The sequence below is a fragment of the Pseudomonas sp. So3.2b genome (genome assembly GCF_019464415.1).
Classification (GTDB): domain Bacteria; phylum Pseudomonadota; class Gammaproteobacteria; order Pseudomonadales; family Pseudomonadaceae; genus Aquipseudomonas; species Aquipseudomonas shahriarae.
This window is the reverse complement of the sequence record NZ_CP080494.1, coordinates 2,135,102-2,156,453: the sequence shown is the minus strand read 5'-3', so window position 1 is coordinate 2,156,453 and position 21,352 is coordinate 2,135,102. Positions and strand designations below refer to the sequence as shown.

Genomic DNA, 21,352 nt, shown 5'->3' with positions numbered 1-21,352 from the left:
CCTCTTTCAAGGAATCGCCGCATGATGCTCAAGCGAATTTTCAAGCACTTCCATTTTTGCTGCGGCCTCGGCGGCGGCGCCAAAGGGTTCAACAAGGCCAAGCCCGTGGTGGGCAACATGCAAGCCGAGTGGCAGTGCATCGGCGGCATCGATGTTGACCCGGCCGGGTTGCGTGACTTCCAGCAACTGTCTGGCGTGCCTGGCACCCTGATGGACCTGTTCACCCTCGGCATGTACACCGCGTTTCACGGTAAGCAGCCACCGCCGGGCTGGGTAGAGGCTGGACCCGACGACGTGCGCAAGGCTGCTGGCTATCAGCGTCCCGACGCTGTGTTTATCTCCAGCCCCTGCAAAGGCGCCTCGGGCTTGCTGTCCGAGACAATGAGCCTGACCCCGAAATACCAGGCCCTCAACGAACTGACGCTGCGCTGCGTGTGGCTGATGTGCGAAGCCTGGAAGGATGACCCGGTATCGTTGATCGTTTTCGAGAACGTACCGCGCCTGGCCACCCGTGGCCGGCACCTGCTGGACCAGATCAACAAGCTGCTGAACCACTACGGTTATGCAGTTGCAGAAACCACGCACGACTGCGGCGTCATCGGCGGCCTGGCCCAGAGCCGCAAGCGCTTCTTGCTGGTGGCCAGGCACATAGAAAAGGTGCCGCCCTTCCTGTATGAGCCAGAGAAAAAGACGCTCAAGTCTGTGGGTTCGATCCTGGGCCGCATGCCTATGGCTGGTGACGTTGCCGTCGCCGGTCCCATGCACCGAGTTCCGGCGCTGCAATGGAAAACGTGGGTTCGTCTGGCCCTGGTCGAGGCCGGCAAGGACTGGCGCTGCCTGAATGATTTAGCGATCGAGGATGGATACCTGCGTGACTTCGTGATCGTGCCCGAGGCGTTCGGCGGATATCTCGGCGTGAACAAGTGGGATGACCCATCAGGAACGGTCGCGGGCAGTAGCCGACCAACCAACGGCAAATTTTCGGTAGCGGATCCACGGGCCAGGGCCGGCGCCTTGCAATACCAGCAGTACGGCGTTCGCCGCTGGAACGAAACCAGCGGCGCGGTGATCGGCGTCAAGTCGCCCGGGCAAGGGACATTCAGCGTTGCTGACCCGCGCGACCCTGGCATTGGACACGCCAAGTACAACGTGGCCCAGTGGGACGGCACCTCACGCACGGTAATTTCTGGCAGCACCACGGGCCAGGGCGCTTTCGCTGTTCAAGACCCACGCCCAGGCATGAAGCGCACCAAGGGCGATGCCTACCTAACCGGCGGCCATTACGGCGTTGTGGGTTGGAGCGACCAGTGCGGCGCCGTTTCAGCCAGTGCCCGCCAGGACAATGGGCGTTGGTCCGTCGCTGACCCGCGCATGCCGGAAGCCAACGAGCGGCTGACCTGCGTTATCGAAAGCCTCGACGGCACCTGGCACCGGCCGTTCACCACCCTGGAGCTGGCCGCACTGCAAAGCCTGGTTGAGCCAGAGGAATGGTTTGAGCTGGACGGCCTGAGTGATCAGGCGTGGCGCGAACGGATCGGGAACGCAGTTCCACCGGCCGCAGCCGAAGCAATCGCCCATGTGATGGGCACCACCCTGTTGCTGGCCGAGGCCGGCGAAACCTTCATGCTCAACAGCATGCCGATCTGGGTTCAACCCGTGGCGGTAGCGTTGAGCGTATCCCAGCAGGTAACCCCATGAACCCCATCGCAATGCGCGCCCTTGAACAGGCGCTGACCAGGGCCACTGCGCCGATCCCGAAGCCGGCCCCAACGGCCAAGCTACTCCCGCCGATCCTGGCGAACGAGCCGTTGCCCGAGCTGGTCATCACCGGCCCTATCAACCGTGTCATGGAACTGGAGGGCAAGCGGTACGCCCTTGAGTTCGTTCGGGCCCTGGGCTCGTCAGTGCGGCGCGAGCCTATCCGCACCAAGGCCATTGCCGACCTGACCCGGTACGCCGTGACCCAGCCGTCCAGCGTGGCCAGCGGTATCAATCAGGTCATTGATATGTTGAGGGAGGCGTGATGAGTGAAGTTAAGCGGTACCACGTCACCGAGGCAGGGCTTGTTGACCCGAACCATGAAGCGGCAAAGCCCTAACCCAACTCCCCGCCTACTGCTGGTGCCTGCTGGCACTGGCACAACTGATTTGATGAGGTGGTTTATGGCGATGGCACATGCCTACGGAACCTGCCCACGATGCAAAGAATGGGGCGCACTCTGGAAGGTGACGCGGATGTCGCGGCGCTTCTGGCTGTTCGGCCCCCTAATCCCCCGCAACGAATACCGTTGCGATGAATGTGAGAGCAAGCCATGACCAACCAAACGATTGACGGCGTGCCGCGCCACACACTGCGCCTTGCCCTTGCTGGAATTGAGTACCTTGCATTACGCGCCGACGACATCGGAACATCAAGTGTTCAGCTTGCTGCTGAACTGCGCACCCTGCTGGATGCGCCACCACGCTGCCCTGATTGCGGCTACACCGAGCAGGATTGCCGCGAGCAGATGGACCATTACTTGTGCGGGCTGCCCGAACCTGCGCCAGCCAACAATCCGGCCGCCCAGCCCCAGGGCGAGCAGTCAGCATACGATCCAGCTAAAGAAAACAAACAGTTCGAAGCATGGGCGCGCACCCAGTCTCAAGTTGATCTTCGGCTTTGCGATATCGGCCTGTACTACGAACGCGAAACCGGCCTTGCGCATGATGCGTGGCAGCATCGGGCGAAGTTGGCCGAGCAGCCCGCGCCGGTAGCGGTGGCATCCCGCGACGAGTCTATCTACTGGCTCAAACGCATCGACGGCATCGGGCAAGCGCGCGCCGAATTGATCTACTCGATGGGCTTCCGCCGCCACACCGAAGTGCCTAAATCCTGAAAGGAGTACATCCGTACTCCACCCGCAAAACCTGTAACCCCTCCCCCTTCAAAGTCAGCCGCTATAGCGGCAAGGACGAACTCGCCCATGAAAAGAACAGTCGTGCTCACCGGCAAAGCAGTCGTGAACTTCCGAAAGGTCATTGAGAACGTCGATGACGACGAGGTGGAGGAACTGTTGGCAAGCAATGACCATCGTGAATCGCAGATTGACGACGATGACCTGCTCGATATCGAGTGGATCCATGACGACGTCGATATCAAGGTGACGCCATGATCGCCACCCTCTGGTTCGCCTACGTGTTCATCTACAAGGGGCCGAGGCCATGAGCGGAATGATCGGTGCCCGCGAGGCATCGCCAAAGTACAAGAGCGTCGAGTGGTACACGCCTGCGTGGATCTTCGAAAGGCTCGGGCTGCAGTTCGACCTGGACCCATCCAGTCCGCACGACTACGTGACGGCGGTACCGGCAAAGACGAAGTACACAATCTTCGATGACGGCCTGTCGAAAGAATGGTCGGGGCGAGTTTGGATGAATCCGCCCTACGGCCCTGAAACAGGCTTCTGGATGCGGCGCCTGATTGCACACGGCGATGGCATCGCGCTGGTGTTCAGCCGAACGGATGCCGAATGGTTTCAGGACGCAATGGCCAATGCCTCGGCAACGCTGCTGGTCAAAGGGCGAATCGCTTTCGTTCCCGGGCACGAGAATAGTCACAAAAAGGGCAGATCTGGCGCCGGTAGTGCGCTGTTTGCCTTTGGCGATGAATGTGCGATCGCGCTGCAGCGCCTGGCGGATCTCGGCGTTCTGGTTCCACGAATCGCCGCCTGATTCGCTTCCGTTCGATTGAAGTAACCCCAATCCCCCTACATGCCTGCCGGTGAGCGGCCTCAAGGCAATTGGCTGTCGATCCAACGCTCAGCAGCAGCCGTTGCCTCATCAATTGCTGCTGGGTAGTCGGGCCAAGGCCCGGTCAGCTCAGCCGCGACCTCGCCCAGCCCGTCAATTTGCGCGGGCTCGATGATCTTCGCGGCAATCGGTGCGTCGTCGTTCGGGCGCCGCCAGACGAACTTGAGAAACATTGTGTGGCCCCGGTAGGCGTGCGCAATCGGGATATCTAGTTGGTGTGGCATGCGCCCTCCTGGCGACCGGGTGGATTGAATACCCGTTTTACACCCATCCAAGCGACACAGATATCTAGGCAAAACGCCATTACTCCATTCCCCTATGTGCCTGCCGGTGAGCGGCGGGTGAGGTATTCCTATGTCAGCAGTTCAGCGATTCCACGAAGCAGCCAACGACGCCCTGGTTAAACTCAGCGGCTACTGCCCGCCAGGCGCCAAGCTTGCCCTGGTCATTGTCACCCCGGGCGAGCCGGAGCGAGACATCATCCTGGAAGACCAGGGCCTGGATAGAAACGAAGTGGTGAGCGCGCTGCGCCGGCGCGGCCTGAGCATCGACGGCGACAACGCCTACAAACGCGATTTGTGCGACGCGATTGTCGGCGCCCTGGCCATGGGCGCCCAGAACGTCAACCCGCCGCCGGCGGATCACTGGGGGCAGCGCTTCTGGGATATCGGCCGGGAGGAGCGTGCGCTGGGCGAAGAGTTGGTCGCGGCGCTGAAACTCACCCGAGAGAACCTGCGCGCCTGCCAGGCAACTATCCATCTGTGCGGTGGTTTCGATCCTGCCTATGTGAATGACGCCCAGGCAGCGATGAAGGTTGCAGACGCCGCAATCGCCAAAGCCACCCGCTAACCCAACTTCTGCCGCCCAGCGCGGCAAGGACACCCCATGTACGCAACGAAACTCACCCTGCTCATCACTGCCATCGTGTTGTACGTGGCGGGGTCCACCTTCTGGTTTTTCTGGCAGGTGCCGGAGCTGCTCTCCACCGGTACCGACCAACACCTGATCGCAGCATTCGCCGGCACCGTCGCCTGGATGCTGCTCACCTTCGGTTTCATCATCCACATCATCAAGACAGCGCGGCCTACAGCGGGCGGCGGGAGGTAGACATGGCAGCAGCCGAACAGCTGGACGAACCGCTCAGGTCGGACAAGATCCCGGAAAAGGAATTCGCCTTACTCGTCGGCACCACGAAACGCGCCCTGGAAGGGAAACGTCAGCGGGGAGTTATCCCAAGGGGTGTTTGGAATGAGTATGACGGGAAGATTTACTATAGCTTTTGGAGATATGAGAAATGGCTAGAAAGCCAATGGGAATGCCCGCCGGCGTTGAGCTTGCCGGACAGTCCGTCCGGATTCGCTTCACCTGGAAGTTTCGTCGCTGCGAAACCCTCCCCTATCCCCAAACGCCAAAGGGCATTAAAGCGGCCGCAGATCTTCGCGCTACAGTAACCAGCCTGATTAAGCACGGCGTGATGGACGAGCAGCGTTACGCCGAGCTGTTCCCAAACTCGACATACTCCACTTATTCAGCCACTCCGCTGTTCGGGGAGTATGCCCAGGCGTGGCTAAATGGGCGGGAAGTGGTAACCGGAACCCGGAAAAACTACCGAATTTCGCTGAACCTCTACTGGATGCCTCACCTGGCGCTGATCCCCATGGATCAAATCACGTCGCCGATGCTCAGAAAGATCGTGAGCGAAACAGAATGGAAGTCGCCAACCGTCAAGCGATCGGCAATTCAGCGGCTTACCACACTGCTTGAGACGGCCGTGAAGGATGAGCTGCTCACGCGCAACCCTGCAAACTCAATTGAACTGCCGACAAAGGCAAAAAAGGCTGTGGATCCGTTTACGGTCGAGGAAGCAGATCGGGTTATTGGGCACCTGTATCAGGTGCTGACCGGTTCAATGCGGGTGTACGCAGCCTACTTTGAGTTTGCGTTTTACACCGGCATGCGGCCTGGTGAGATAGCGGCGTTGCGCTGGGGTGAGGTAGATAAAGAGGCCAGAGTGGCCAATATCTGCAGAATTGTTGCTGACTACAAGATCGAAGAGCGGACCAAGACCCGGGAGTCCCGCCGGGTGATGCTCAACAGCCGAGCCCTGAATGCTATAGAAGAAGCGGAGAAAGTCGCCGCGCTGCGAGCCAAACAGAGCCGCCGGCAGCACAAGAAATCGCCGTATGTGTTCCCGCCGACCAGGAACTTTGAGTACATCCAGCAGGCCAGCGTGACCGACAAACACTTCCAGGCGGCTCTGGTAGAATTGAAGATCCGAAGCCGTCGGCAATACAACTGTCGGCACACGTACGCTACTATGTGCCTAATGGCAGGCATGAACCTCGGGTTCATAGCAAATCAGCTTGGTCACAGCGTGCAAATGCTGCTGTCCACTTACGCCCGATGGATAAACTCCAGCGAAGATTGGAGCGAGCTCGGGAAGCTTGAACAAAGCCTGAATGGTACAAAATTGGTACAGGCAGAAACCGTACCGCTCTGAAACCCATACGGAATACCGCCCTGTGACTTTGGAACAGAATTACACAGCGATCCTCGGCCAAATCGGCGAGGACGTTTCCCGCGAGGGCCTGCTCGACACGCCAAAACGTGCCGCCAAGGCCATGCAGTACCTTTGCCGCGGCTACGAGCAAACCCTGGAAGAGGTCACCAACGGTGCCCTGTTCAGCTCCGATAACAGCGAAATGGTGCTGGTCAAGGACATCGAGTTGTACTCGCTGTGCGAACACCACCTGCTGCCGTTCATCGGCAAGGCCCATGTCGCCTATATCCCTAGCGGCAAGGTCCTGGGCCTGTCGAAGGTCGCGCGGATTGTCGATATGTATGCCCGTCGCCTGCAGATCCAGGAAAACCTCAGCCGCCAGATCGCCGAAGCGGTCCAGCAGGTGACCGGTGCCCTGGGCGTTGCCGTGGTGATCGAGGCCAAGCACATGTGCATGATGATGCGCGGTGTGGAGAAACAGAATTCGTCGATGATCACCTCGGTGATGCTGGGTGAGTTCCGCGAAAACGCGGCGACCCGCAGCGAGTTCCTCAGCCTGATCAAGTAACAGGCTGCGTCAGAAAAAACCGGCATTCATCGCCGGTTTTTTTTCGCCTGTAAAAATCAGGTAAGCTGCGGCCCCTTCTGTCCTGGGCAAGAGGTTTCAGCCATGTTCGTCAAAGCACTTCGAGTGGGCCTCGGCCACGTCATCATCGCGGGCGACTTACTTACCCGCCCGCGTAAAAAGCAGCGCCCCGCCGAGCAACAGGCACAGGTCAATGAAGCGGCCAAGGGCCTGACCCTGTACCAATTCCACGCCTGCCCGTTCTGCGTGAAAACCCGCCGCACCCTGCACCGCCTGAATGTGCCGGTGGCGCTCAAGGATGCGAAGAACAACGAGCAAGACCGCCAAACATTGCTTACCCAAGGCGGCAAGATCAAGGTGCCGTGCCTGCGCATCGAAGAAAATGGCCAGACCACCTGGATGTATGACTCCAAGGTAATCATCGACTACCTGGACAAGCGCTTCGCCGCGATCTGACAGAAAACGCAGTGCACATGTGGGAACGGGCGTGCTCGCGATGGCAGTGTGTCAGTCAATTATTCGACAACTGACCCTCCGCCATCGCGGGCAAGCCCGCTCCCACATTTAGGTCGCGCCTATCAGTCGAGCATCGGCACATGCCGGGGATGGCTGGCCACGCGCGCAAGCCAGGCTTGTACGGCCGGATAAGGGCTCAGGTCAAAACCACCCTCATGGGCCACATGGGTGTAGGCATACAGCGCAATGTCGGCGATCGAATACTGGTCGCCCACCAGGTATGGCGTGGCTTGCAGCTGTTTTTCCATGACCCTCAGCGCCTTGTAGCCGCCTTTATGGGTGGTCTTGTACTCCTCCAGCCGATCCTCCGGCAGCCCCAGGTAAAGCTGGATAAACCGCGCCACGGCAATGTACGGTTCATGGCTGTACTGCTCGAAAAACTGCCACTGCAACACCTGGGTGCGCAGGCGCGGTTCGCTGGGCAGGAACTCGCTGCCGTCGGCGAGGAAGTTGAGGATGGCGTTGGATTCCCACAGGCAGGTGCCGTCTTCGAGCTCCAGGACCGGGATCTTGCCGTTGGGGTTCTTCGCCAGGAACTCGGCGGTCTGGGTGTCGCCGTTCAAAATATCGACATTCACCCACTCGTATGCGATGCCGAGCAGGTTGAGCATCAACTTGACCTTGTAGCAGTTGCCCGAGCGGTAATCGCCATAAACCTTGTACATGAAGCTCCCCTTATGCCGCTTGCGCGAGCTGTGCTTGACGGATCACCGCCGCGAGACGCTTGAGACCTTCGTCCAGGCGCGTCGGGTCGATGTGGCTGAAATTGAGCCGCAGGTGCCCGTGGTGCTGGTCCGGCTCGGAAAAGAACGGTTCACCGGGCATGAACGCCACGTCCTGGTCGAGCGCTGGTGCCAATAAAGTGCGGGTATCGAGGGGTTGTTTCAAGGTCAGCCAGAAGAATAATCCACCCTGGGGCACTTGCCAGTCCGCCAGTTCCTCGAAATGTCGCGTCAGTGCCAGCTGGAATCCATCGCGCCGCTCACGGTAAAAACTGCGCAATTGCCCCAGGTGTTGCTGGTAGCGCTCGGTGCCGATCCACTGCATGGCCTGCCACTGGCCGACGCGGTTGGTGTGCAGGTCCGCCGACTGCTTGAGCTTGAGCAGGTAGGGAAACAGGTCGGGGCTGGCGATCAGGTAGCCGACCCGTAAACCGGGGAGCAAGGTCTTGGATACGGTGCCGGTGTAGATCCAGCTGGCCTTGCGTAACCGGCTGACAATCGGCCGCGCACTGCCGCCGTCGAAGGTCAGTTCACGGTAGGGCTCGTCTTCGATCAGGGTCACGCCGAACTCATCCAGCAGCGCCGCTACCGCATCGCGCTTGGCTTCGCTGTAGCGCACCGCCGAGGGGTTCTGGAAGGTCGGGATCAGGTAGATGAACGCCGGGCGATGGCGTTCCAGGCGGCTGCGCAGTGCCGTCAAGTCCGGGCCATCGGCTTCCAGCTCCACGGTCAGGCAATCGGCGCCGAACAGTTGGAAGATCTGCAGGGCCGCCAGGTAGGTCGGGCCCTCCAGCAGGATCTGCGTGCCTTGGTCGATATACAGCTTGGCCGCCAGGTCCAGGGTTTGCTGCGAGCCGCTGACCACCAGGACCTGGCTGGCATTGCAGGCTACCCCCAGCGCCCGCGCTTCGGCCGCCAGCAACTCGCGCAATTGCGGCTCGCCTTCACTCATGCCGTACTGGCCCATGGCCGGTGGCATAGCTTGCCAATCCAGCGCCGGCAGCATGGCTTCGGCTGGCAGGCCACCGGCAAATGACATGACCTGCGGGCGCTGGGCCGCCGCGAGGATTTCACGGATCAAGGAGCTTTTAAGGCGCGAAACACGTTCTGAGAAAGCCATAGGGTCACCGGTAGCAAAGCCTGGGGAAAATACGTCAAACTGGTTGACCAAAATTACGACGACCCAGGTAGATACGTCAATATGCTTGACCTTAAAAACCAGACCTCGCAGCAAGCCGCCATGGAAGCGTTCTTCTTCGGCTACCAGGCCTTTACCGCCAAGGCCGATGAAATGCTGGAGCGCCGAGGCTTGAGCCGGGTGCATCAGCGCATTGTGTTTTTTATCGCACGCTACCCGGCCTTGAGCGTCAAACAACTGCTGGAACTGCTGGGGGTGAGCAAGCAGGCGCTGAATATGCCGCTGCGCCAATTGCAGGAAATGCACCTGGTCGACAGCGTGGCCTCGGACACCGACAAACGTAAGCGCCTGCTGCACTTGACCGAGGAAGGCCAGCGCTTCGAACACGCCCTGCGCCGCGAGCAAGTCAAGTTGCTGCAGCGCGCCTTTGCCGAAGCCGGCGAGGACGCGGTGAATGGTTGGCTGGCGGTGAACAAGGCGCTGACCCTGCCTTGAAATTGGCCTTTCATCTTTTTTGCACACATAATCGCAAACATTATTTGCTTTATTTGTATACAAAAGCATAATTCGCTTCGTGCGAGTTCCTGACCTACTGGTCAACAAAGCCCGCTGGTACCTCAAAGCGCCGCTGCCCCACTCATGTGTCCGGCGCTGGAAATAACAATAAAACTCTTGAGGAGTACTTGCTGTGGAAAGCCATAAATCCGACGCCCCGACCCTGGACCTCAGTCCGCCGCATCTTGCGACCACAAAGCAGGGTTGGCTGGAACGCCTGTTCAAACTCAGCCTGCATGGCACCACAGTGAAGACCGAACTGATCGCCGGCCTCACCACGTTTATCACCATGGCCTACATCATTTTCGTCAACCCCAACATCATGGCAGACGCCGGCATCGACCACGGCGCCGCCTTTGTCGCGACCTGTATCGCCGCCGCGCTAGGCTGCCTGTTGATGGGCCTGTACGCCAACTGGCCGGTCGGCCTGGCGCCGGGCATGGGCTTGAATGCGTTTTTTACCTACACCGTGGTCGGCACCATGGGCTACACCTGGGAGACCGCGCTGGGTGCGGTGTTTATCTCCGGCGTGCTGTTCATGATCCTGACGCTGTCGCGCATCCGCGAATGGCTGCTCAACAGCATCCCGGTGAGCCTGCGCCATGCCATGGGCGCCGGGGTGGGTCTGTTCCTGGGGGTGATCGGCCTGAAAACCGCCGGCATCATCGTGGCCAGCCCCGCCACCCTGATCAAGCTCGGTTCCCTGCATGAGCCGGCGCCGCTGCTGGCGGCCGTGTGCTTCCTGCTGATCGCGATCCTCAGCTATCACCGGGTGTTCGGCGCGATCCTGATCAGCATCATCGCCGTCACCCTGGCCGGCTGGGGCCTGGGCCTGGTGCAGTACCAGGGTATCGTTGCCGCACCGCCGAGCCTGGCGCCCACCTGGATGGCGATGGACGTGATGGGCGTGTTCAACGTGAGCATGATCAGCGTGGTATTCGCCTTCCTGTTTGTACACATGTTCGACACCGCCGGCACCTTGATGGGCGTCGCCCAGCGTGCAGGCCTGGTGAAGGCCGATGGCAAGATCGAAAACCTCTCGCGGGCCTTGAAAGCCGACAGTGCCTCCAGCGTGTTTGGCGCGGTGGTCGGTGTGCCGCCGGTCACCAGTTACGTGGAAAGCGCTGCGGGTGTGGCGGCCGGTGGGCGCACCGGGCTGACGGCCGTGACCGTGGGCGTGCTGTTTGTGGCGGCGATGTTTTTCGCCCCGCTGGCGGGCATGATTCCTGCGTATGCCACGGCCGGCGCGCTGATTTATGTAGCGATGCTGATGATGAGCGGCATGGCCCATATCGAATGGGACGACGCCACCGACAGCATTCCGGCGATTGTCACGGCAATCATGATGCCCCTGACCTTCTCGGTCGCCGACGGCATCGCCCTGGGCTTTATCACCTACGTGGCGCTCAAGGCCGGCACGGGCAAGTACAAACAGATTTCCATCAGCCTGTGGGTGCTGTGCGCGATTTTCATCGCCAAGTTTGTGTTCCTGTAACGCGAAAGCTGGCGAAAACCGCCTCACCTCCGGGTGGGGCTTTTGCATGTATGGAGGAATGTAATGAGCGTGGAAACCTGGCTGCTGTTCAGCGGCGCTGCTTTGATCGTGATCCTGATTCCGGGGCCGCTGTCGCTGCTGATGATCAGCAACAGCCTGAACTACGGCCTGCGCCGTTCGTATCCGGCGTTTCTGGGCGGGGTGTTCGCCTCGATCTGCCTGTTGAGCGCCTCGGCCCTGGGCCTGGGCGCGCTGTTGCTGGCGTCAGAGCAGTTGTTCAGCGCCCTGAAGATCGTCGGTGCGCTGTACTTGTTCTACCTCGCCTGGCAGAGCTGGCAGCAATCGCGCCTGCCGTCCAAGGGCGCCGTGGTACCGGACGCAACGCCTGTGCCGCGTTTTCGTGCACTGTTTGGCCGGGCGTTTGTGCTGGGCGCCAGCAACCCCAAGGACATTCTGTTTTTCGCCGCCTTCCTGCCGCAGTTTCTCAGCAGCCAGCAACCGTTCCTGCCACAACTGCTGATCATGATCGCCACCTGGACCATGCTGGACCTGCTGTGCAAGCTGGCCTACGGCCTGGGTGCCCACGGCGCCGCGCGCTACCTGCGCACCGGCAAGGGCCAGAGCTGGTTCAATCGCTTCAGTGCCGGGCTGTTTGGCAGCGCTGGGGCGGCGTCGCTGCTCAGGGGCTAACACACAACCCTGTGGGGCTCGACAGCTCCCACAAGGGTTCCTCTGGTTCGCTGGCATTGGCTCATGACCCGCCTTTTTGCGGGCAAAAAAAAGCCCGCAGTGTGCGCGGGCGAAACCAACGAAGAGCATTTGGGGGTGTGAAGCCAGGTGACGACTCAGCTACCGCGATAGGTGGAGTAGCTGTAGGGCGAAATCAGCAGGGGCACATGGTAGTGATCCTGTTCGGCGCTGATGCCAAAGCGCAGCACCACCACATCGAGAAACGCCGGCTGGGGCAATTGCACACCACGGGCGCGGTAGTAATCCCCGGCACTGAACTGCAGTTGGTAGACGCCACTGCGGTAGTCATCACCTTGCAGCAGCGGGGCGTCGCAACGGCCATCGCTGTTGGTCAGGGTGCTGGCGACCAGTTCCAGCTGGGCGCCTTCGACGCGATACAGTTCAACCTTGATGGCGCTGCCTGGGCAGCCGTGCGCGGCGTCCAGTACGTGTGTGGTCAGTCGTCCCATGGATCGGAGCTCCCAAGTCATCAGTTAATAAGCGGCCGCACCTTTGCGGGGCACTGAAAAGCCGGCGATGGCTGATTAAGACACTTTTAAAAAAAATTGTACACAATAAATTCAACAAATCCCCTTCCCTCCTGCAGCAGCAGGCTTGTCGACCGTGCCGGTGTATCCCTCAGCAATGCCGTCACTCGACGCTGGCCATCGTCGGCAAGCCAGGGCCTACAGTAAAGCTGCGTCGTAGGTTTGCATATTTTAGTTGACCAGTCGGGCAAGTTTCTTGCAAGGATAGGTCGAGGCGACCGCCTGGAAAAAATGCAAAAATACAGGCTTACAAAGTGAGCATTAAGTTGTATACAATCAGTCCATCGCTGTGACGCAACAGCCGCCACACCCTTGATCACGAACAAGAAGGAAGACTGCAGTGAGCGCTGACTACCCACGCGACCTGATCGGTTACGGCAGTAACCCTGCGCACCCACACTGGCCTGGCAAGGCGCGTATCGCCCTGTCGTTCGTACTCAATTACGAAGAAGGCGGTGAGCGCAATATCCTGCATGGCGACAAAGAGTCCGAAGCCTTCCTCTCGGAAATGGTCTCGGCCCAACCGCTGCAAGGCGCGCGCAACATGAGCATGGAGTCGCTGTACGAATACGGCAGCCGTGCCGGCGTGTGGCGCATCCTCAAGCTGTTCAAGGAATTCGACATTCCGCTGACCATCTTCGCCGTGGCCATGGCCGCCCAGCGCCACCCCGAGGTGATCCGCGCGATGGTCGCCGCCGGCCACGAGATCTGCAGCCACGGCTACCGCTGGATCGACTACCAGTACATGGACGAGGCCCAGGAGCGTGAGCACATGCTCGAGGCCATCCGCATCCTCACCGAGCTGACCGGCGAGCGCCCGCTGGGCTGGTACACCGGGCGCACCGGCCCCAATACGCGGCGGCTGGTGATGGAGGAAGGTGGCTTTCTGTATGACTGCGACACCTATGACGACGACCTGCCCTACTGGGAACCCAACAACCCCACTGGCAAGCCGCACCTGGTGATCCCCTACACCCTGGACACCAACGACATGCGCTTTACCCAGGTCCAGGGGTTCAACAAGGGCGATGACTTTTTCGAGTACCTCAAAGACGCGTTCGACGTGCTGTATGCCGAAGGGGCAGAGGCGCCGAAGATGCTGTCCATTGGCCTGCATTGCCGCCTGATCGGCCGCCCGGCGCGCCTGGCTGCACTCAAGCGCTTTATCGAATACGCCAAGGGCCATGATCAGGTGTGGTTCGCCCGCCGCGTCGATATTGCCCGCCACTGGCATGACGTCCACCCTTTCCAGGGAGCCGCCAAATGACTGCTTTCCAGACCTTGAAACCATCGGCCCTCAGCCGCGACGCATTCGTCGCAGCTTTTGCCGATATCTACGAACACTCGCCATGGGTGGCCGAAAAGGCCTTCGACCTGGGCCAGGACGCCTCGATCGACGAGATCGAAACCCTGCACCAGCGCATGAGCGATATCCTATTGAGCGCCGATCACACCAGGCAACTGGCCCTGATCAACGCTCACCCGGACCTGGCGGGCAAAGCTGCCGTCCAGGGCCAACTGACCGAAGCCAGCACGAATGAACAAGCTGGCGCCGGTATCCACCAATGCACGGCCGAAGAGTTTTCTCGCTTCACCGAGCTGAACGACGCCTACAAGGCCAAGTTCAAGTTTCCCTTCATCATGGCGGTAAAAGGCAGCAACCGGCATCAGATCCTCGCCGCGTTTGAAACGCGCATCCACAACCCGGTCGACACCGAGTTCAAGTGCGCGCTGGCAGAGATCAACAAGATCGCGTTGTTCCGTTTATTGACCCTCTAAACGACCATCCCCAGCCACTCTATCTAAGGCAGACAAGAAGAATGAAAGCTTACGCCGTACCTTTCGAAAAGTTCGTCAACCTGGCCGACGCCCGCCTGGGCACCAAGATCATCTCGGTGACCGATGACTGGTTCGCCGACGCCAACCGACTGTTCCAGCCGACCCCGGCCGTATGGAAGGAGGGCGTTTTCGATGATAACGGCAAGTGGATGGACGGCTGGGAGTCACGCCGCAAGCGCTTCGAAGGCTTCGACAGCGCAGTGATCCGCCTGGGCGTACCGGGTTCGATCAAGGGCGTGGACATCGACACTTCATTCTTCACCGGCAACTTCCCGCCATCGGCGTCCCTGGAAGGCTGCTTCCTGACTACCGGCGAGCCCGATGACAACACCCAGTGGGTCGAAGTGCTGTCTGCCGTGGAGTTGCAGGGCAACAGCCATCACTTCCACGAGATCAACAACGACCAGGCGTTCAGCCACCTGCGCTTCAACATCTACCCGGATGGTGGCGTTGCCCGTCTGCGCGTGTACGGCATTCCGTTCCGCGACTGGTCGGCCGTGGGCGACAACGAACAAGTGGACCTGGCCTCCTCCCTCAATGGCGGGCGTGCCCTGGCGTGCTCCGACGAGCACTTCGGGCGCATGGGCAACATCCTCAACCCGGGCCGTGGCATCAACATGGGCGATGGCTGGGAAACCGCGCGCCGTCGCACGCCAGGCAATGACTGGGTAATCGTCGCGCTGGGGCATGCCGGCGAGATCGACAAAGTAGTGGTCGACACTCTGCACTTCAAGGGCAACTACCCGGACACGTGCTCGATCCAGGGCGCGTTCGTCAAGGGCGGTACCGACAGCCAGATCGAAACCCAATCGCTGTTCTGGCGTGAACTGCTGCCAGCACAGAAGCTGGAAATGCACGCCGAACACACCTTCGCCGAGCAGATCAAGGCGCTGGGTCCGATCACCCACATCCGCCTCAACGTGTTCCCGGACGGTGGTGTAAGCCGCCTGCGGGTGTTCGGCAAGGTCGCTAAGTAAGCAGTGAACCCAATCGCGGGCAAGCCCGCTCCCACAGGGGAATGCATTCCAAATGTGGGAGCGGGCTTGCCCGCGATAGCAACAGCCCCAACAACACAGCATTCGGATAAGAAGACAGCCATGCGCACACTGATGATCGAACCCTTGACCAAAGAAGCCTTCGCCCCTTTCGGAGACGTTATCGAAACCGATGGCAGCGATCACTTCATGATCAACAACGGCTCGACCATGCGCTTTCATAAACTGGCGACGGTTGAAACCGCCACGCCAGAAGATCACGCCATCATCAGCATCTTCCGCGCCGACGCGCAGGACATGCCGCTGACCGTGTGCATGCTGGAAAGACACCCGCTGGGCAGCCAGGCCTTTATTCCGCTGCTCGGCAACCCCTTTCTGATCGTGGTCGCGCCCATTGGCGATGCACCTGTATCAGGCTTGGTCCGCGCCTTCGTCACCAACGGCAGGCAGGGCATTAATTACCATCGCGGCGTCTGGCACCACCCGGTGCTGACGATCGAAAAGCGGGATGACTTCCTGGTGGTTGATCGCAGTGGCACAGGCAATAACTGCGATGAGCATTTTTTCAAAGAGGATGAGCGGTTGATCCTTGCCCCCCACCAATAAGAGAAGGTCCGATCACCCGACAACAAGGGTGACGGGCGAGAGGTAAAGACTGTGGAAGCACATCTGTTGGAATGGCTGAACCTGAGCGTGCGCTGGGTTCATATGATCACTGGCGTGGCCTGGATCGGTGCGTCTTTCTATTTTGTATGGCTGGAAAACAACCTTAACCGCGTCAACCCAAAAAGCGGCCTGGCTGGCGATTTATGGGCGATCCACGGTGGCGGTATCTACCACCTGGAAAAATACAAACTGGCCCCACCGACCATGCCGGACAACCTGCACTGGTTTAAATGGGAAGCCTATTTCACCTGGATGTCGGGCGTCGCGCTGCTGTGCGTGGTGTTCTACCTCAACCCGACGCTGTACCTGCTCGCCCCCGGCAGCAGCCTCAGTGGTACCGAAGGCGTGTTGCTGGGCATTGGCTCACTGTTCGCTGGCTGGTTCATCTACTCCTTTCTTTGCGACTCGGCCCTGGGCAAACGCCCTGCCCTGCTCGGTTTTATCCTGTTCGTCCTGTTGATCGGCGCGGCCTACGGCTTCAGCAAGGTGTTCAGCGGTCGCGGTGCATACCTGCATGTGGGTGCGATCATCGGCACCATCATGGTCGGCAACGTGTTCCGCATCATCATGCCGGCCCAGCGCGCGCTGGTGGCAGCGATTGCAGAAAACCGCACGCCAGACCCGGCACTGCCGGCCAAGGGCCTGCTGCGTTCGCGACACAACAACTACTTCACCCTGCCCGTGCTGTTCATCATGATCAGCAACCACTTCCCGAGCACCTACGGCAGCCAGTACAACTGGTTGATCCTGGCCGGGATCGCGGTGGCGGCGGTGTTGGTGCGCCACTACTTCAACACACGTCATGACAGCCAGAAATACGCATGGACCCTGCCGGTCGGCGCCCTGGCGATGATCTGCCTGGCCTATGTCACCGGGCCAAAACCTGTGGCGACTGCACCGGATGTGGCCAAGGCGCCAGCGGCCATCGAGTATCAGCCGTTGCCGGAAACCGCAGTGGGCGGTGGTCTCAAGCCAGCCGCCCCTGCCGCTCCAGCCCCGGCCGCCGAACCGGCTCCAGCCCAGGCTTCGACGGACTTTGGCAAGGTCCACAGCGTGATTGAACAACGCTGCACCGTGTGCCATTCGGCCAAGCCCACCAGCCCGCTGTTCAGTGCCGCGCCGGCCGGGGTGATGTTCGATACCCCGGCGCAGATCCAGCAGCAGGCGGCGCGCATCCAGGCGCAGGCGGTTGCCAGCCAGATCATGCCACTGGGCAACATCACCCAGATGACCCAGCAGGAGCGGGAGTTGATTGGTAGTTGGATCAATCAAGGAGCACGCACCAATTAACTGATCAGCGCAGATCACACTGTAGGAGCTGGCAAGCCCGCTCCTACAGTTGAGAGGTGCAGTGTTTTGAAGATTGGGTTTCACCTGGCAATTGACTGCCAAACAACACAAAAATAAAAAAGATCCGAGGTGTTGCATGTCCGAGTTAGCCGAGCCGCAGATTCCTGCCGCACCCGCCATGGTGCGGCTGCCCCTTTTGCAACTGATCCTGGTAGGCCTGCAACATGTACTGCTGATGTACGGCGGCGCAGTGGCCGTGCCGCTGATCATCGGACAAGCCGCGGGCTTGAGTCGTGAAGAAATCGCCTTTTTGATCAACGCCGACCTGCTGGTGGCGGGGATCGCGACCATGGTCCAATCCTTCGGGATCGGCCCGCTGGGCATCCGTATGCCGGTGATGATGGGCGCCAGTTTCGCCGCTGTCGGCAGCATGGTCGCCATGGCGGGCATGCCGGGTATCGGCCTGCAAGGGATCTTCGGCGCAACCATCGCCGCCGGGTTCTTTGGCATGCTCATCGCGCCATTCATGTCCAAGGTGGTGCGCTTCTTCCCACCGCTGGTGACCGGCACGGTGATCACGGCCATCGGTCTTTCGTTGTTTCCAGTGGCGGTGAACTGGGCTGGCGGTGGTGCTACCGCCGTGCAATTCGGCTCGCCGATCTACTTGGCCATCGCCGGCCTGGTGCTGGCCACCATTCTGTTGATCAACCGTTTCATGCGTGGGTTCTGGGTCAATATCTCGGTACTGATCGGCATGGCCCTGGGCTACGCCTTGTGCGGACTGCTCGGCATGGTCGACCTCGGCGGCCTGGAGCAGGCGCCGTGGGTGCAAGTGGTCACGCCCTTGCACTTCGGCATGCCCACATTCGAATTGGCACCGATCCTGTCGATGTGCCTGGTGGTGGTGATTATCTTCGTCGAATCCACCGGCATGTTCCTCGCGCTGGGCAAGATCACCGGCCAGGAAGTCACCCCGAAAATGCTGCGACGCGGCCTGCTGTGCGATGCCGGCGCGTCGTTCTTTGCCGGGTTCTTCAATACCTTCACCCATTCTTCTTTCGCCCAGAACATCGGCCTGGTGCAGATGACCGGGGTGCGTTGCCGCTCGGTGACGATCATGGCCGGGGCCTTTTTGATTGTCCTCAGCCTGCTGCCCAAGGCGGCGTTTTTGGTGGCTTCGATTCCTCCTGCGGTGCTGGGCGGCGCGGCCATCGCGATGTTCGGCATGGTGGCCGCGACCGGGATCAAGATCCTCCAGGAAGCCGACATTGCCGACCGGCGCAACCAGTTGCTGGTGGCGGTCAGCATCGGCATGGGCCTGATCCCGGTGGTACGCCCGGAGTTCTTTGCCCAGTTACCGTTGTGGATGAGCCCGATTACCCATAGCGGCATTGCCATGGCCACGCTTAGCGCGTTGTCGCTGAACGTGCTGTTCAACATCCTGGGCGGCTCAGAACGCCCCGCAGTTGCCCATACGCATTGATTCCTTCGTTACGACAAAAATAACAACGAACAGGGAACATCCACATGCACACCCTAGACCTGGGGCCGGCCACACGCCGTGCCCCATTCTCGCCCCCCGCGCTCTTTTACAGCGCACTTGAGCACAGGCTCTGGAGCCAGTATTCTCCGCGCCCGCTCGAATCGACTCAAAAAAAAACAGCGAATGTAAAAGCTGACTTAAAGGCCAACTTATCCCGGCCTTATGTTGGCTGCCAAAGTGCGCAAAAGTCCTCTGTATCCGACTGCATCCCATGTAGCCGGCGGGGATTTTTTGGCTTTTCAAACACTTTGGCGCAGCTCTTGCTAAAAGCATTAAAGCTGACCGAACAGACGATTTTTGCAGCGAACCAAAAGGCGCCACACCAGAGCGCCTGCGTAGAAGAAAAACCACAAAACTTTAGCTCGGGAGCAACCGAATGAAACGTACCGTGAACAGCCTGATGTTGGCCGGATCCCTGCTGGCCGGGGGCCAGGCAATGGCGGGTGACTTGCTGCAGTGGCAGAACAACAGCCTGACTTACCTGTGGGGCAAGAACTTCAAGGTCAACCCAGAGATCCAGCAAACCGTCACCTTTGAACACGCCGATGCGTGGAAGTACGGCGACAACTTCTTCTTCCTCGATCGTATCTTTTACAACGGCAAGGAAGACGGCAACGTCGGCCCCAATACTTACTACGGCGAGTTCAGCCCACGGCTGTCATTTGGCAAGATCCTGGATAAGGACTTGTCCTTCGGCCCGATCAAAGATGTATTGCTGGCGTTCACTTACGAGTTCGGCGAAGGCGACAACGAGTCCTACCTGGTAGGCCCGGCATTCGACCTGAACATCCCCGGCTTCGACTACTTCCAGTTGAACTTCTACCAGCGCCAGACCGAAGGCAATCGCCCGGGTGATGGTGTCTGGCAGATCACGCCGGTATGGTCTTACACCATTCCCGTGGGCAACTCCGACGTGCTGATCGACGGCTTCATGGACTGGGTGGTGGATAACGACAAGAACGCCCGTGGTACTTACCACGCCAACTTGCACTTCAACCCGCAGGTCAAGTATGACCTGGGCAAAGCCATGAACTGGGGCGCCAAGCAGTTGTATGTCGGTTTTGAATACGACTACTGGAAGAACAAGTACGGGATCCAGGACAGCGGCGCGTTCGAGACCAACCAGGACACAGCCAGCCTGTTGGTCAAGTACCACTTCTAAGGCCTCCCCTGTGGGAGCGGGCTTGCCCGCGATAGCGGAGTGTCAGCCAGCCCAAGTATTGGCTGATTCACCGCCATCGCGGGCAAGCCCGCTCCCACACAAGCCCGCGCCCCGATTCAGTTCGGGGTCAGGCCCAGGAACCGCTGCAACTCCTCGCGCTTGGCCAATGCATCGCGCCGCCCCAACTCGATCAACTCGCTGCAATACCCTGCCTCGAACAACAGATAGCTGAGCACCCCTGCCCCGCTGGTCTTGGTCGCCCCTGGCCCACGCAAGAACAACCGCAATGCCGCCGGCAGTTCCTGGCGATGGCGGGCCGCTATTTCGTCGATCGGCTGGCTGGGCGCAATCACCAACACATCGACCGGTGAAAGCCCCCGCGCGGCGCTGTTGGCCGGTTGCAGATGGCTGAACTGGTTAAGACGCTCCAGCAACTCGATGTCACTCTCGAGGCTGTCAATAAAGGTGCTGTTGAGCATATGCCCACCAATCTGCGCCAGGGTGGGCTGCTGGCCGGTGTAGCTGCGCTCCTGCGGCGCCGAAGGTTCAGGGGAACGCGGGTTGCCACTGACCCCCACTACCAGCACCCGGGTGGCCCCCAGGTGCAGCGCAGGACTGATGGGCGCTGATTGCCGGACGGCACCATCGCCAAAATATTCCTGGTCCAGTTTGACCGGCGCAAACAGCAATGGGATCGCCGAACTGGCCAGCAGGTGCTCCACCGTCAACTGCGTGGGCAGGCCGATGCGCCGGTGGCGCAGCCAGGCGTCGATGGTGCCGCCGCCCTGATAGAACGTCACCGCCTGGCCCGACTCATAGCCGAACGCCGTCACCGCTACGGCATGCAGGTGCTTGTGGCGGATCGCCTCATTGATACCTTCAAAATGCAGCTTGTCTTGCAGCAACTCCCGCAACGGCGAGCTGTCGAGCAGCGCCACTGGCACCGGCGAGCCCAGGCCCAGCAGGCTGCGGGAGAGGAAACGGCTGGCCTGGTGAATCACCCCCGGCCAGTCGCTGCGCAGCACCAGATGGCTGCGAAAGCCCTGCCAGAATGCGGTGAGGCGCGCGATGGCGGCAGTAAAGTCCATGGCGCCACTGGCCAGGCTCACCGCGTTGATCGCCCCGGCCGAGGTGCCGACAATCACCGGGAAGGGATTGGCGGCCCCCGGAGGCAGCAACTCGGCAATCGCCGCCAGCACCCCGACCTGATACGCCGCACGCGCCCCGCCGCCGGAAAGAATCAAGCCTGTGACCGGTTCAGTGGGGCGCATTGCATAACTCCA

General features: G+C 60.3%; 26 protein-coding genes. 21 read left to right on the top strand and 5 right to left on the bottom strand.

The annotated features are described in order from the left end of the window. Positions 1–21: 21 nt before the first annotated feature. From K1X80_RS09835 to K1X80_RS09815, 5 genes are all read left to right on the top strand, one after another. Positions 22–1,698: a DNA cytosine methyltransferase gene (locus K1X80_RS09835; protein WP_220172832.1), complete on the top strand. Its 1,677-nt coding sequence runs from the start codon at positions 22–24 to the stop codon at positions 1,696–1,698. Continuing rightward, positions 1,695–2,024 (top strand): hypothetical protein, encoded by a 330-nt coding sequence (locus K1X80_RS09830; protein ID WP_258571548.1) that lies wholly within the window; start codon positions 1,695–1,697, stop codon positions 2,022–2,024. The genes K1X80_RS09835 and K1X80_RS09830 overlap by 4 nt, the downstream gene beginning before the upstream one ends. Positions 2,025–2,311: 287 nt before the next feature. After that, on the top strand, positions 2,312–2,875 hold the full coding sequence (locus K1X80_RS09825) for a hypothetical protein (protein WP_220172831.1): 564 nt from the start codon (positions 2,312–2,314) through the stop codon (positions 2,873–2,875). A gap of 87 nt (positions 2,876–2,962) precedes the next feature. Next, positions 2,963–3,151 (top strand): hypothetical protein, encoded by a 189-nt coding sequence (locus tag K1X80_RS09820; RefSeq protein WP_187601576.1) that lies wholly within the window; start codon positions 2,963–2,965, stop codon positions 3,149–3,151. Between the two features lie 49 nt (positions 3,152–3,200). Next, positions 3,201–3,707 carry a phage N-6-adenine-methyltransferase gene (locus K1X80_RS09815; protein WP_220172830.1) on the top strand — a complete coding sequence of 169 codons (507 nt, stop codon included), beginning with the start codon at positions 3,201–3,203 and terminating at the stop codon, positions 3,705–3,707. Positions 3,708–3,766: 59 nt separating this feature from the next. Here K1X80_RS09815 and K1X80_RS09810 read toward each other — a convergent pair whose 3' ends face one another. Then, the gene (locus K1X80_RS09810; RefSeq protein ID WP_220172829.1) at positions 3,767–4,009 is read right to left on the bottom strand and encodes a hypothetical protein; all 243 of its coding nucleotides are present in this window, start codon (positions 4,007–4,009) and stop codon (positions 3,767–3,769) included. Positions 4,010–4,139: 130 nt separating this feature from the next. Between K1X80_RS09810 and K1X80_RS09805 the strand changes: the two genes are divergently transcribed. From K1X80_RS09805 to K1X80_RS09785, 5 genes are all read left to right on the top strand, one after another. Continuing rightward, entirely contained in the window at positions 4,140–4,634 is a 495-nt protein-coding gene (locus K1X80_RS09805) for a hypothetical protein (RefSeq protein ID WP_220172828.1), read from the top strand. Positions 4,635–4,670: 36 nt separating this feature from the next. Then, positions 4,671–4,892: a hypothetical protein gene (locus K1X80_RS09800; protein WP_172314872.1), complete on the top strand. Its 222-nt coding sequence runs from the start codon at positions 4,671–4,673 to the stop codon at positions 4,890–4,892. Between the two features lie 187 nt (positions 4,893–5,079). Continuing rightward, positions 5,080–6,285 (top strand): tyrosine-type recombinase/integrase, encoded by a 1,206-nt coding sequence (locus K1X80_RS09795; RefSeq protein WP_198800154.1) that lies wholly within the window; start codon positions 5,080–5,082, stop codon positions 6,283–6,285. A gap of 22 nt (positions 6,286–6,307) precedes the next feature. Beyond that, positions 6,308–6,853, top strand: coding sequence for a GTP cyclohydrolase I FolE (gene folE, locus K1X80_RS09790; RefSeq protein ID WP_029300367.1), 546 nt, complete (start codon positions 6,308–6,310; stop codon positions 6,851–6,853). Positions 6,854–6,955: 102 nt separating this feature from the next. After that, positions 6,956–7,327 carry a glutathione S-transferase N-terminal domain-containing protein gene (locus tag K1X80_RS09785; protein WP_057959043.1) on the top strand — a complete coding sequence of 124 codons (372 nt, stop codon included), beginning with the start codon at positions 6,956–6,958 and terminating at the stop codon, positions 7,325–7,327. A 122-nt stretch (positions 7,328–7,449) separates the two neighbouring features. Here the strand turns inward: K1X80_RS09785 and K1X80_RS09780 are convergent, their stop codons facing one another. Both K1X80_RS09780 and K1X80_RS09775 read right to left on the bottom strand, forming a co-directional pair. Then, positions 7,450–8,052, bottom strand: a complete 603-nt coding sequence (locus tag K1X80_RS09780) for a glutathione S-transferase family protein (RefSeq protein ID WP_057440718.1) — start codon at positions 8,050–8,052, stop codon at positions 7,450–7,452. Positions 8,053–8,062: 10 nt separating this feature from the next. Beyond that, complete coding sequence (locus tag K1X80_RS09775; RefSeq protein ID WP_057959042.1) at positions 8,063–9,229, bottom strand: PLP-dependent aminotransferase family protein; 1,167 nt, start codon at positions 9,227–9,229, stop codon at positions 8,063–8,065. A gap of 81 nt (positions 9,230–9,310) precedes the next feature. Between K1X80_RS09775 and K1X80_RS09770 the strand changes: the two genes are divergently transcribed. From K1X80_RS09770 to K1X80_RS09760, 3 genes are all read left to right on the top strand, one after another. Next, positions 9,311–9,742 carry a MarR family winged helix-turn-helix transcriptional regulator gene (locus K1X80_RS09770; RefSeq protein ID WP_115127729.1) on the top strand — a complete coding sequence of 144 codons (432 nt, stop codon included), beginning with the start codon at positions 9,311–9,313 and terminating at the stop codon, positions 9,740–9,742. 223 nt (positions 9,743–9,965) lie between these two features. Next, positions 9,966–11,297 (top strand): NCS2 family permease, encoded by a 1,332-nt coding sequence (locus K1X80_RS09765; RefSeq protein WP_178112265.1) that lies wholly within the window; start codon positions 9,966–9,968, stop codon positions 11,295–11,297. A 63-nt stretch (positions 11,298–11,360) separates the two neighbouring features. Continuing rightward, a complete protein-coding gene (locus tag K1X80_RS09760) occupies positions 11,361–11,987 on the top strand; it encodes a LysE family translocator (RefSeq protein WP_198817909.1) in 627 nt (208 codons plus the stop codon). A gap of 155 nt (positions 11,988–12,142) precedes the next feature. On the opposite strand, the gene uraH is transcribed toward K1X80_RS09760, so the two are convergent. Next, positions 12,143–12,496 (bottom strand): hydroxyisourate hydrolase, encoded by a 354-nt coding sequence (gene uraH, locus K1X80_RS09755; RefSeq protein WP_057440709.1) that lies wholly within the window; start codon positions 12,494–12,496, stop codon positions 12,143–12,145. A gap of 418 nt (positions 12,497–12,914) precedes the next feature. Here uraH and puuE point away from each other — a divergent pair, with 418 nt between their 5' ends. The 8 genes from puuE (at position 12,915) to K1X80_RS09715 (ending at position 20,069) form a co-directional block, all read left to right on the top strand. Then, entirely contained in the window at positions 12,915–13,841 is a 927-nt protein-coding gene (puuE, locus tag K1X80_RS09750; RefSeq protein WP_057440707.1) for an allantoinase PuuE, read from the top strand. Further along, positions 13,838–14,353: a 2-oxo-4-hydroxy-4-carboxy-5-ureidoimidazoline decarboxylase gene (gene uraD, locus K1X80_RS09745; RefSeq protein WP_057440705.1), complete on the top strand. Its 516-nt coding sequence runs from the start codon at positions 13,838–13,840 to the stop codon at positions 14,351–14,353. The genes puuE and uraD overlap by 4 nt, the downstream gene beginning before the upstream one ends. Before the next feature lie 41 nt (positions 14,354–14,394). Next, complete coding sequence (gene alc / locus K1X80_RS09740; protein WP_200660198.1) at positions 14,395–15,390, top strand: allantoicase; 996 nt, start codon at positions 14,395–14,397, stop codon at positions 15,388–15,390. Positions 15,391–15,510: 120 nt separating this feature from the next. Beyond that, positions 15,511–16,014 carry an ureidoglycolate lyase gene (locus tag K1X80_RS09735; protein WP_057440701.1) on the top strand — a complete coding sequence of 168 codons (504 nt, stop codon included), beginning with the start codon at positions 15,511–15,513 and terminating at the stop codon, positions 16,012–16,014. Between the two features lie 51 nt (positions 16,015–16,065). After that, positions 16,066–17,364 carry a urate hydroxylase PuuD gene (locus K1X80_RS09730; protein WP_057959037.1) on the top strand — a complete coding sequence of 433 codons (1,299 nt, stop codon included), beginning with the start codon at positions 16,066–16,068 and terminating at the stop codon, positions 17,362–17,364. A 136-nt stretch (positions 17,365–17,500) separates the two neighbouring features. Continuing rightward, a complete protein-coding gene (locus tag K1X80_RS09725; protein ID WP_057440700.1) occupies positions 17,501–18,847 on the top strand; it encodes a nucleobase:cation symporter-2 family protein in 1,347 nt (448 codons plus the stop codon). Positions 18,848–18,891: 44 nt separating this feature from the next. Then, positions 18,892–19,287 (top strand): hypothetical protein, encoded by a 396-nt coding sequence (locus K1X80_RS09720; protein ID WP_147283328.1) that lies wholly within the window; start codon positions 18,892–18,894, stop codon positions 19,285–19,287. Further along, positions 19,284–20,069 (top strand): outer membrane protein OmpK, encoded by a 786-nt coding sequence (locus K1X80_RS09715; RefSeq protein WP_057440698.1) that lies wholly within the window; start codon positions 19,284–19,286, stop codon positions 20,067–20,069. The genes K1X80_RS09720 and K1X80_RS09715 overlap by 4 nt, the downstream gene beginning before the upstream one ends. Positions 20,070–20,185: 116 nt before the next feature. Here K1X80_RS09715 and K1X80_RS09710 read toward each other — a convergent pair whose 3' ends face one another. After that, on the bottom strand, positions 20,186–21,340 hold the full coding sequence (locus K1X80_RS09710) for a patatin-like phospholipase family protein (RefSeq protein ID WP_057440695.1): 1,155 nt from the start codon (positions 21,338–21,340) through the stop codon (positions 20,186–20,188). Positions 21,341–21,352 lie beyond the last annotated feature (12 nt).

What these genes read in the sequence shown, in the direction of transcription:
- K1X80_RS09825 (WP_220172831.1), top strand. Translation starts at nt 2,312, where the DNA reads ATGACCAACCAAACGATTGACGGCGTGCCGCGCCACACACTGCGCCTT.
- K1X80_RS09720 (WP_147283328.1), top strand. Translation starts at nt 18,892, where the DNA reads ATGCACACCCTAGACCTGGGGCCGGCCACACGCCGTGCCCCATTCTCG.
- K1X80_RS09735 (WP_057440701.1), top strand. Translation starts at nt 15,511, where the DNA reads ATGCGCACACTGATGATCGAACCCTTGACCAAAGAAGCCTTCGCCCCT.
- K1X80_RS09785 (WP_057959043.1), top strand. Translation starts at nt 6,956, where the DNA reads ATGTTCGTCAAAGCACTTCGAGTGGGCCTCGGCCACGTCATCATCGCG.
- K1X80_RS09795 (WP_198800154.1), top strand. Translation starts at nt 5,080, where the DNA reads ATGGCTAGAAAGCCAATGGGAATGCCCGCCGGCGTTGAGCTTGCCGGA.
- K1X80_RS09770 (WP_115127729.1), top strand. Translation starts at nt 9,311, where the DNA reads ATGCTTGACCTTAAAAACCAGACCTCGCAGCAAGCCGCCATGGAAGCG.
- K1X80_RS09835 (WP_220172832.1), top strand. Translation starts at nt 22, where the DNA reads ATGATGCTCAAGCGAATTTTCAAGCACTTCCATTTTTGCTGCGGCCTC.
- K1X80_RS09800 (WP_172314872.1), top strand. Translation starts at nt 4,671, where the DNA reads ATGTACGCAACGAAACTCACCCTGCTCATCACTGCCATCGTGTTGTAC.
- K1X80_RS09715 (WP_057440698.1), top strand. Translation starts at nt 19,284, where the DNA reads ATGAAACGTACCGTGAACAGCCTGATGTTGGCCGGATCCCTGCTGGCC.
- K1X80_RS09810 (WP_220172829.1), bottom strand. Translation starts at nt 4,009, where the DNA reads ATGCCACACCAACTAGATATCCCGATTGCGCACGCCTACCGGGGCCAC.
- K1X80_RS09820 (WP_187601576.1), top strand. Translation starts at nt 2,963, where the DNA reads ATGAAAAGAACAGTCGTGCTCACCGGCAAAGCAGTCGTGAACTTCCGA.
- K1X80_RS09780 (WP_057440718.1), bottom strand. Translation starts at nt 8,052, where the DNA reads ATGTACAAGGTTTATGGCGATTACCGCTCGGGCAACTGCTACAAGGTC.
- uraD (WP_057440705.1), top strand. Translation starts at nt 13,838, where the DNA reads ATGACTGCTTTCCAGACCTTGAAACCATCGGCCCTCAGCCGCGACGCA.
- K1X80_RS09775 (WP_057959042.1), bottom strand. Translation starts at nt 9,229, where the DNA reads ATGGCTTTCTCAGAACGTGTTTCGCGCCTTAAAAGCTCCTTGATCCGT.
- K1X80_RS09805 (WP_220172828.1), top strand. Translation starts at nt 4,140, where the DNA reads ATGTCAGCAGTTCAGCGATTCCACGAAGCAGCCAACGACGCCCTGGTT.
- K1X80_RS09830 (WP_258571548.1), top strand. Translation starts at nt 1,695, where the DNA reads ATGAACCCCATCGCAATGCGCGCCCTTGAACAGGCGCTGACCAGGGCC.
- K1X80_RS09725 (WP_057440700.1), top strand. Translation starts at nt 17,501, where the DNA reads ATGTCCGAGTTAGCCGAGCCGCAGATTCCTGCCGCACCCGCCATGGTG.
- uraH (WP_057440709.1), bottom strand. Translation starts at nt 12,496, where the DNA reads ATGGGACGACTGACCACACACGTACTGGACGCCGCGCACGGCTGCCCA.
- K1X80_RS09815 (WP_220172830.1), top strand. Translation starts at nt 3,201, where the DNA reads ATGAGCGGAATGATCGGTGCCCGCGAGGCATCGCCAAAGTACAAGAGC.
- alc (WP_200660198.1), top strand. Translation starts at nt 14,395, where the DNA reads ATGAAAGCTTACGCCGTACCTTTCGAAAAGTTCGTCAACCTGGCCGAC.
- K1X80_RS09710 (WP_057440695.1), bottom strand. Translation starts at nt 21,340, where the DNA reads ATGCGCCCCACTGAACCGGTCACAGGCTTGATTCTTTCCGGCGGCGGG.
- K1X80_RS09760 (WP_198817909.1), top strand. Translation starts at nt 11,361, where the DNA reads ATGAGCGTGGAAACCTGGCTGCTGTTCAGCGGCGCTGCTTTGATCGTG.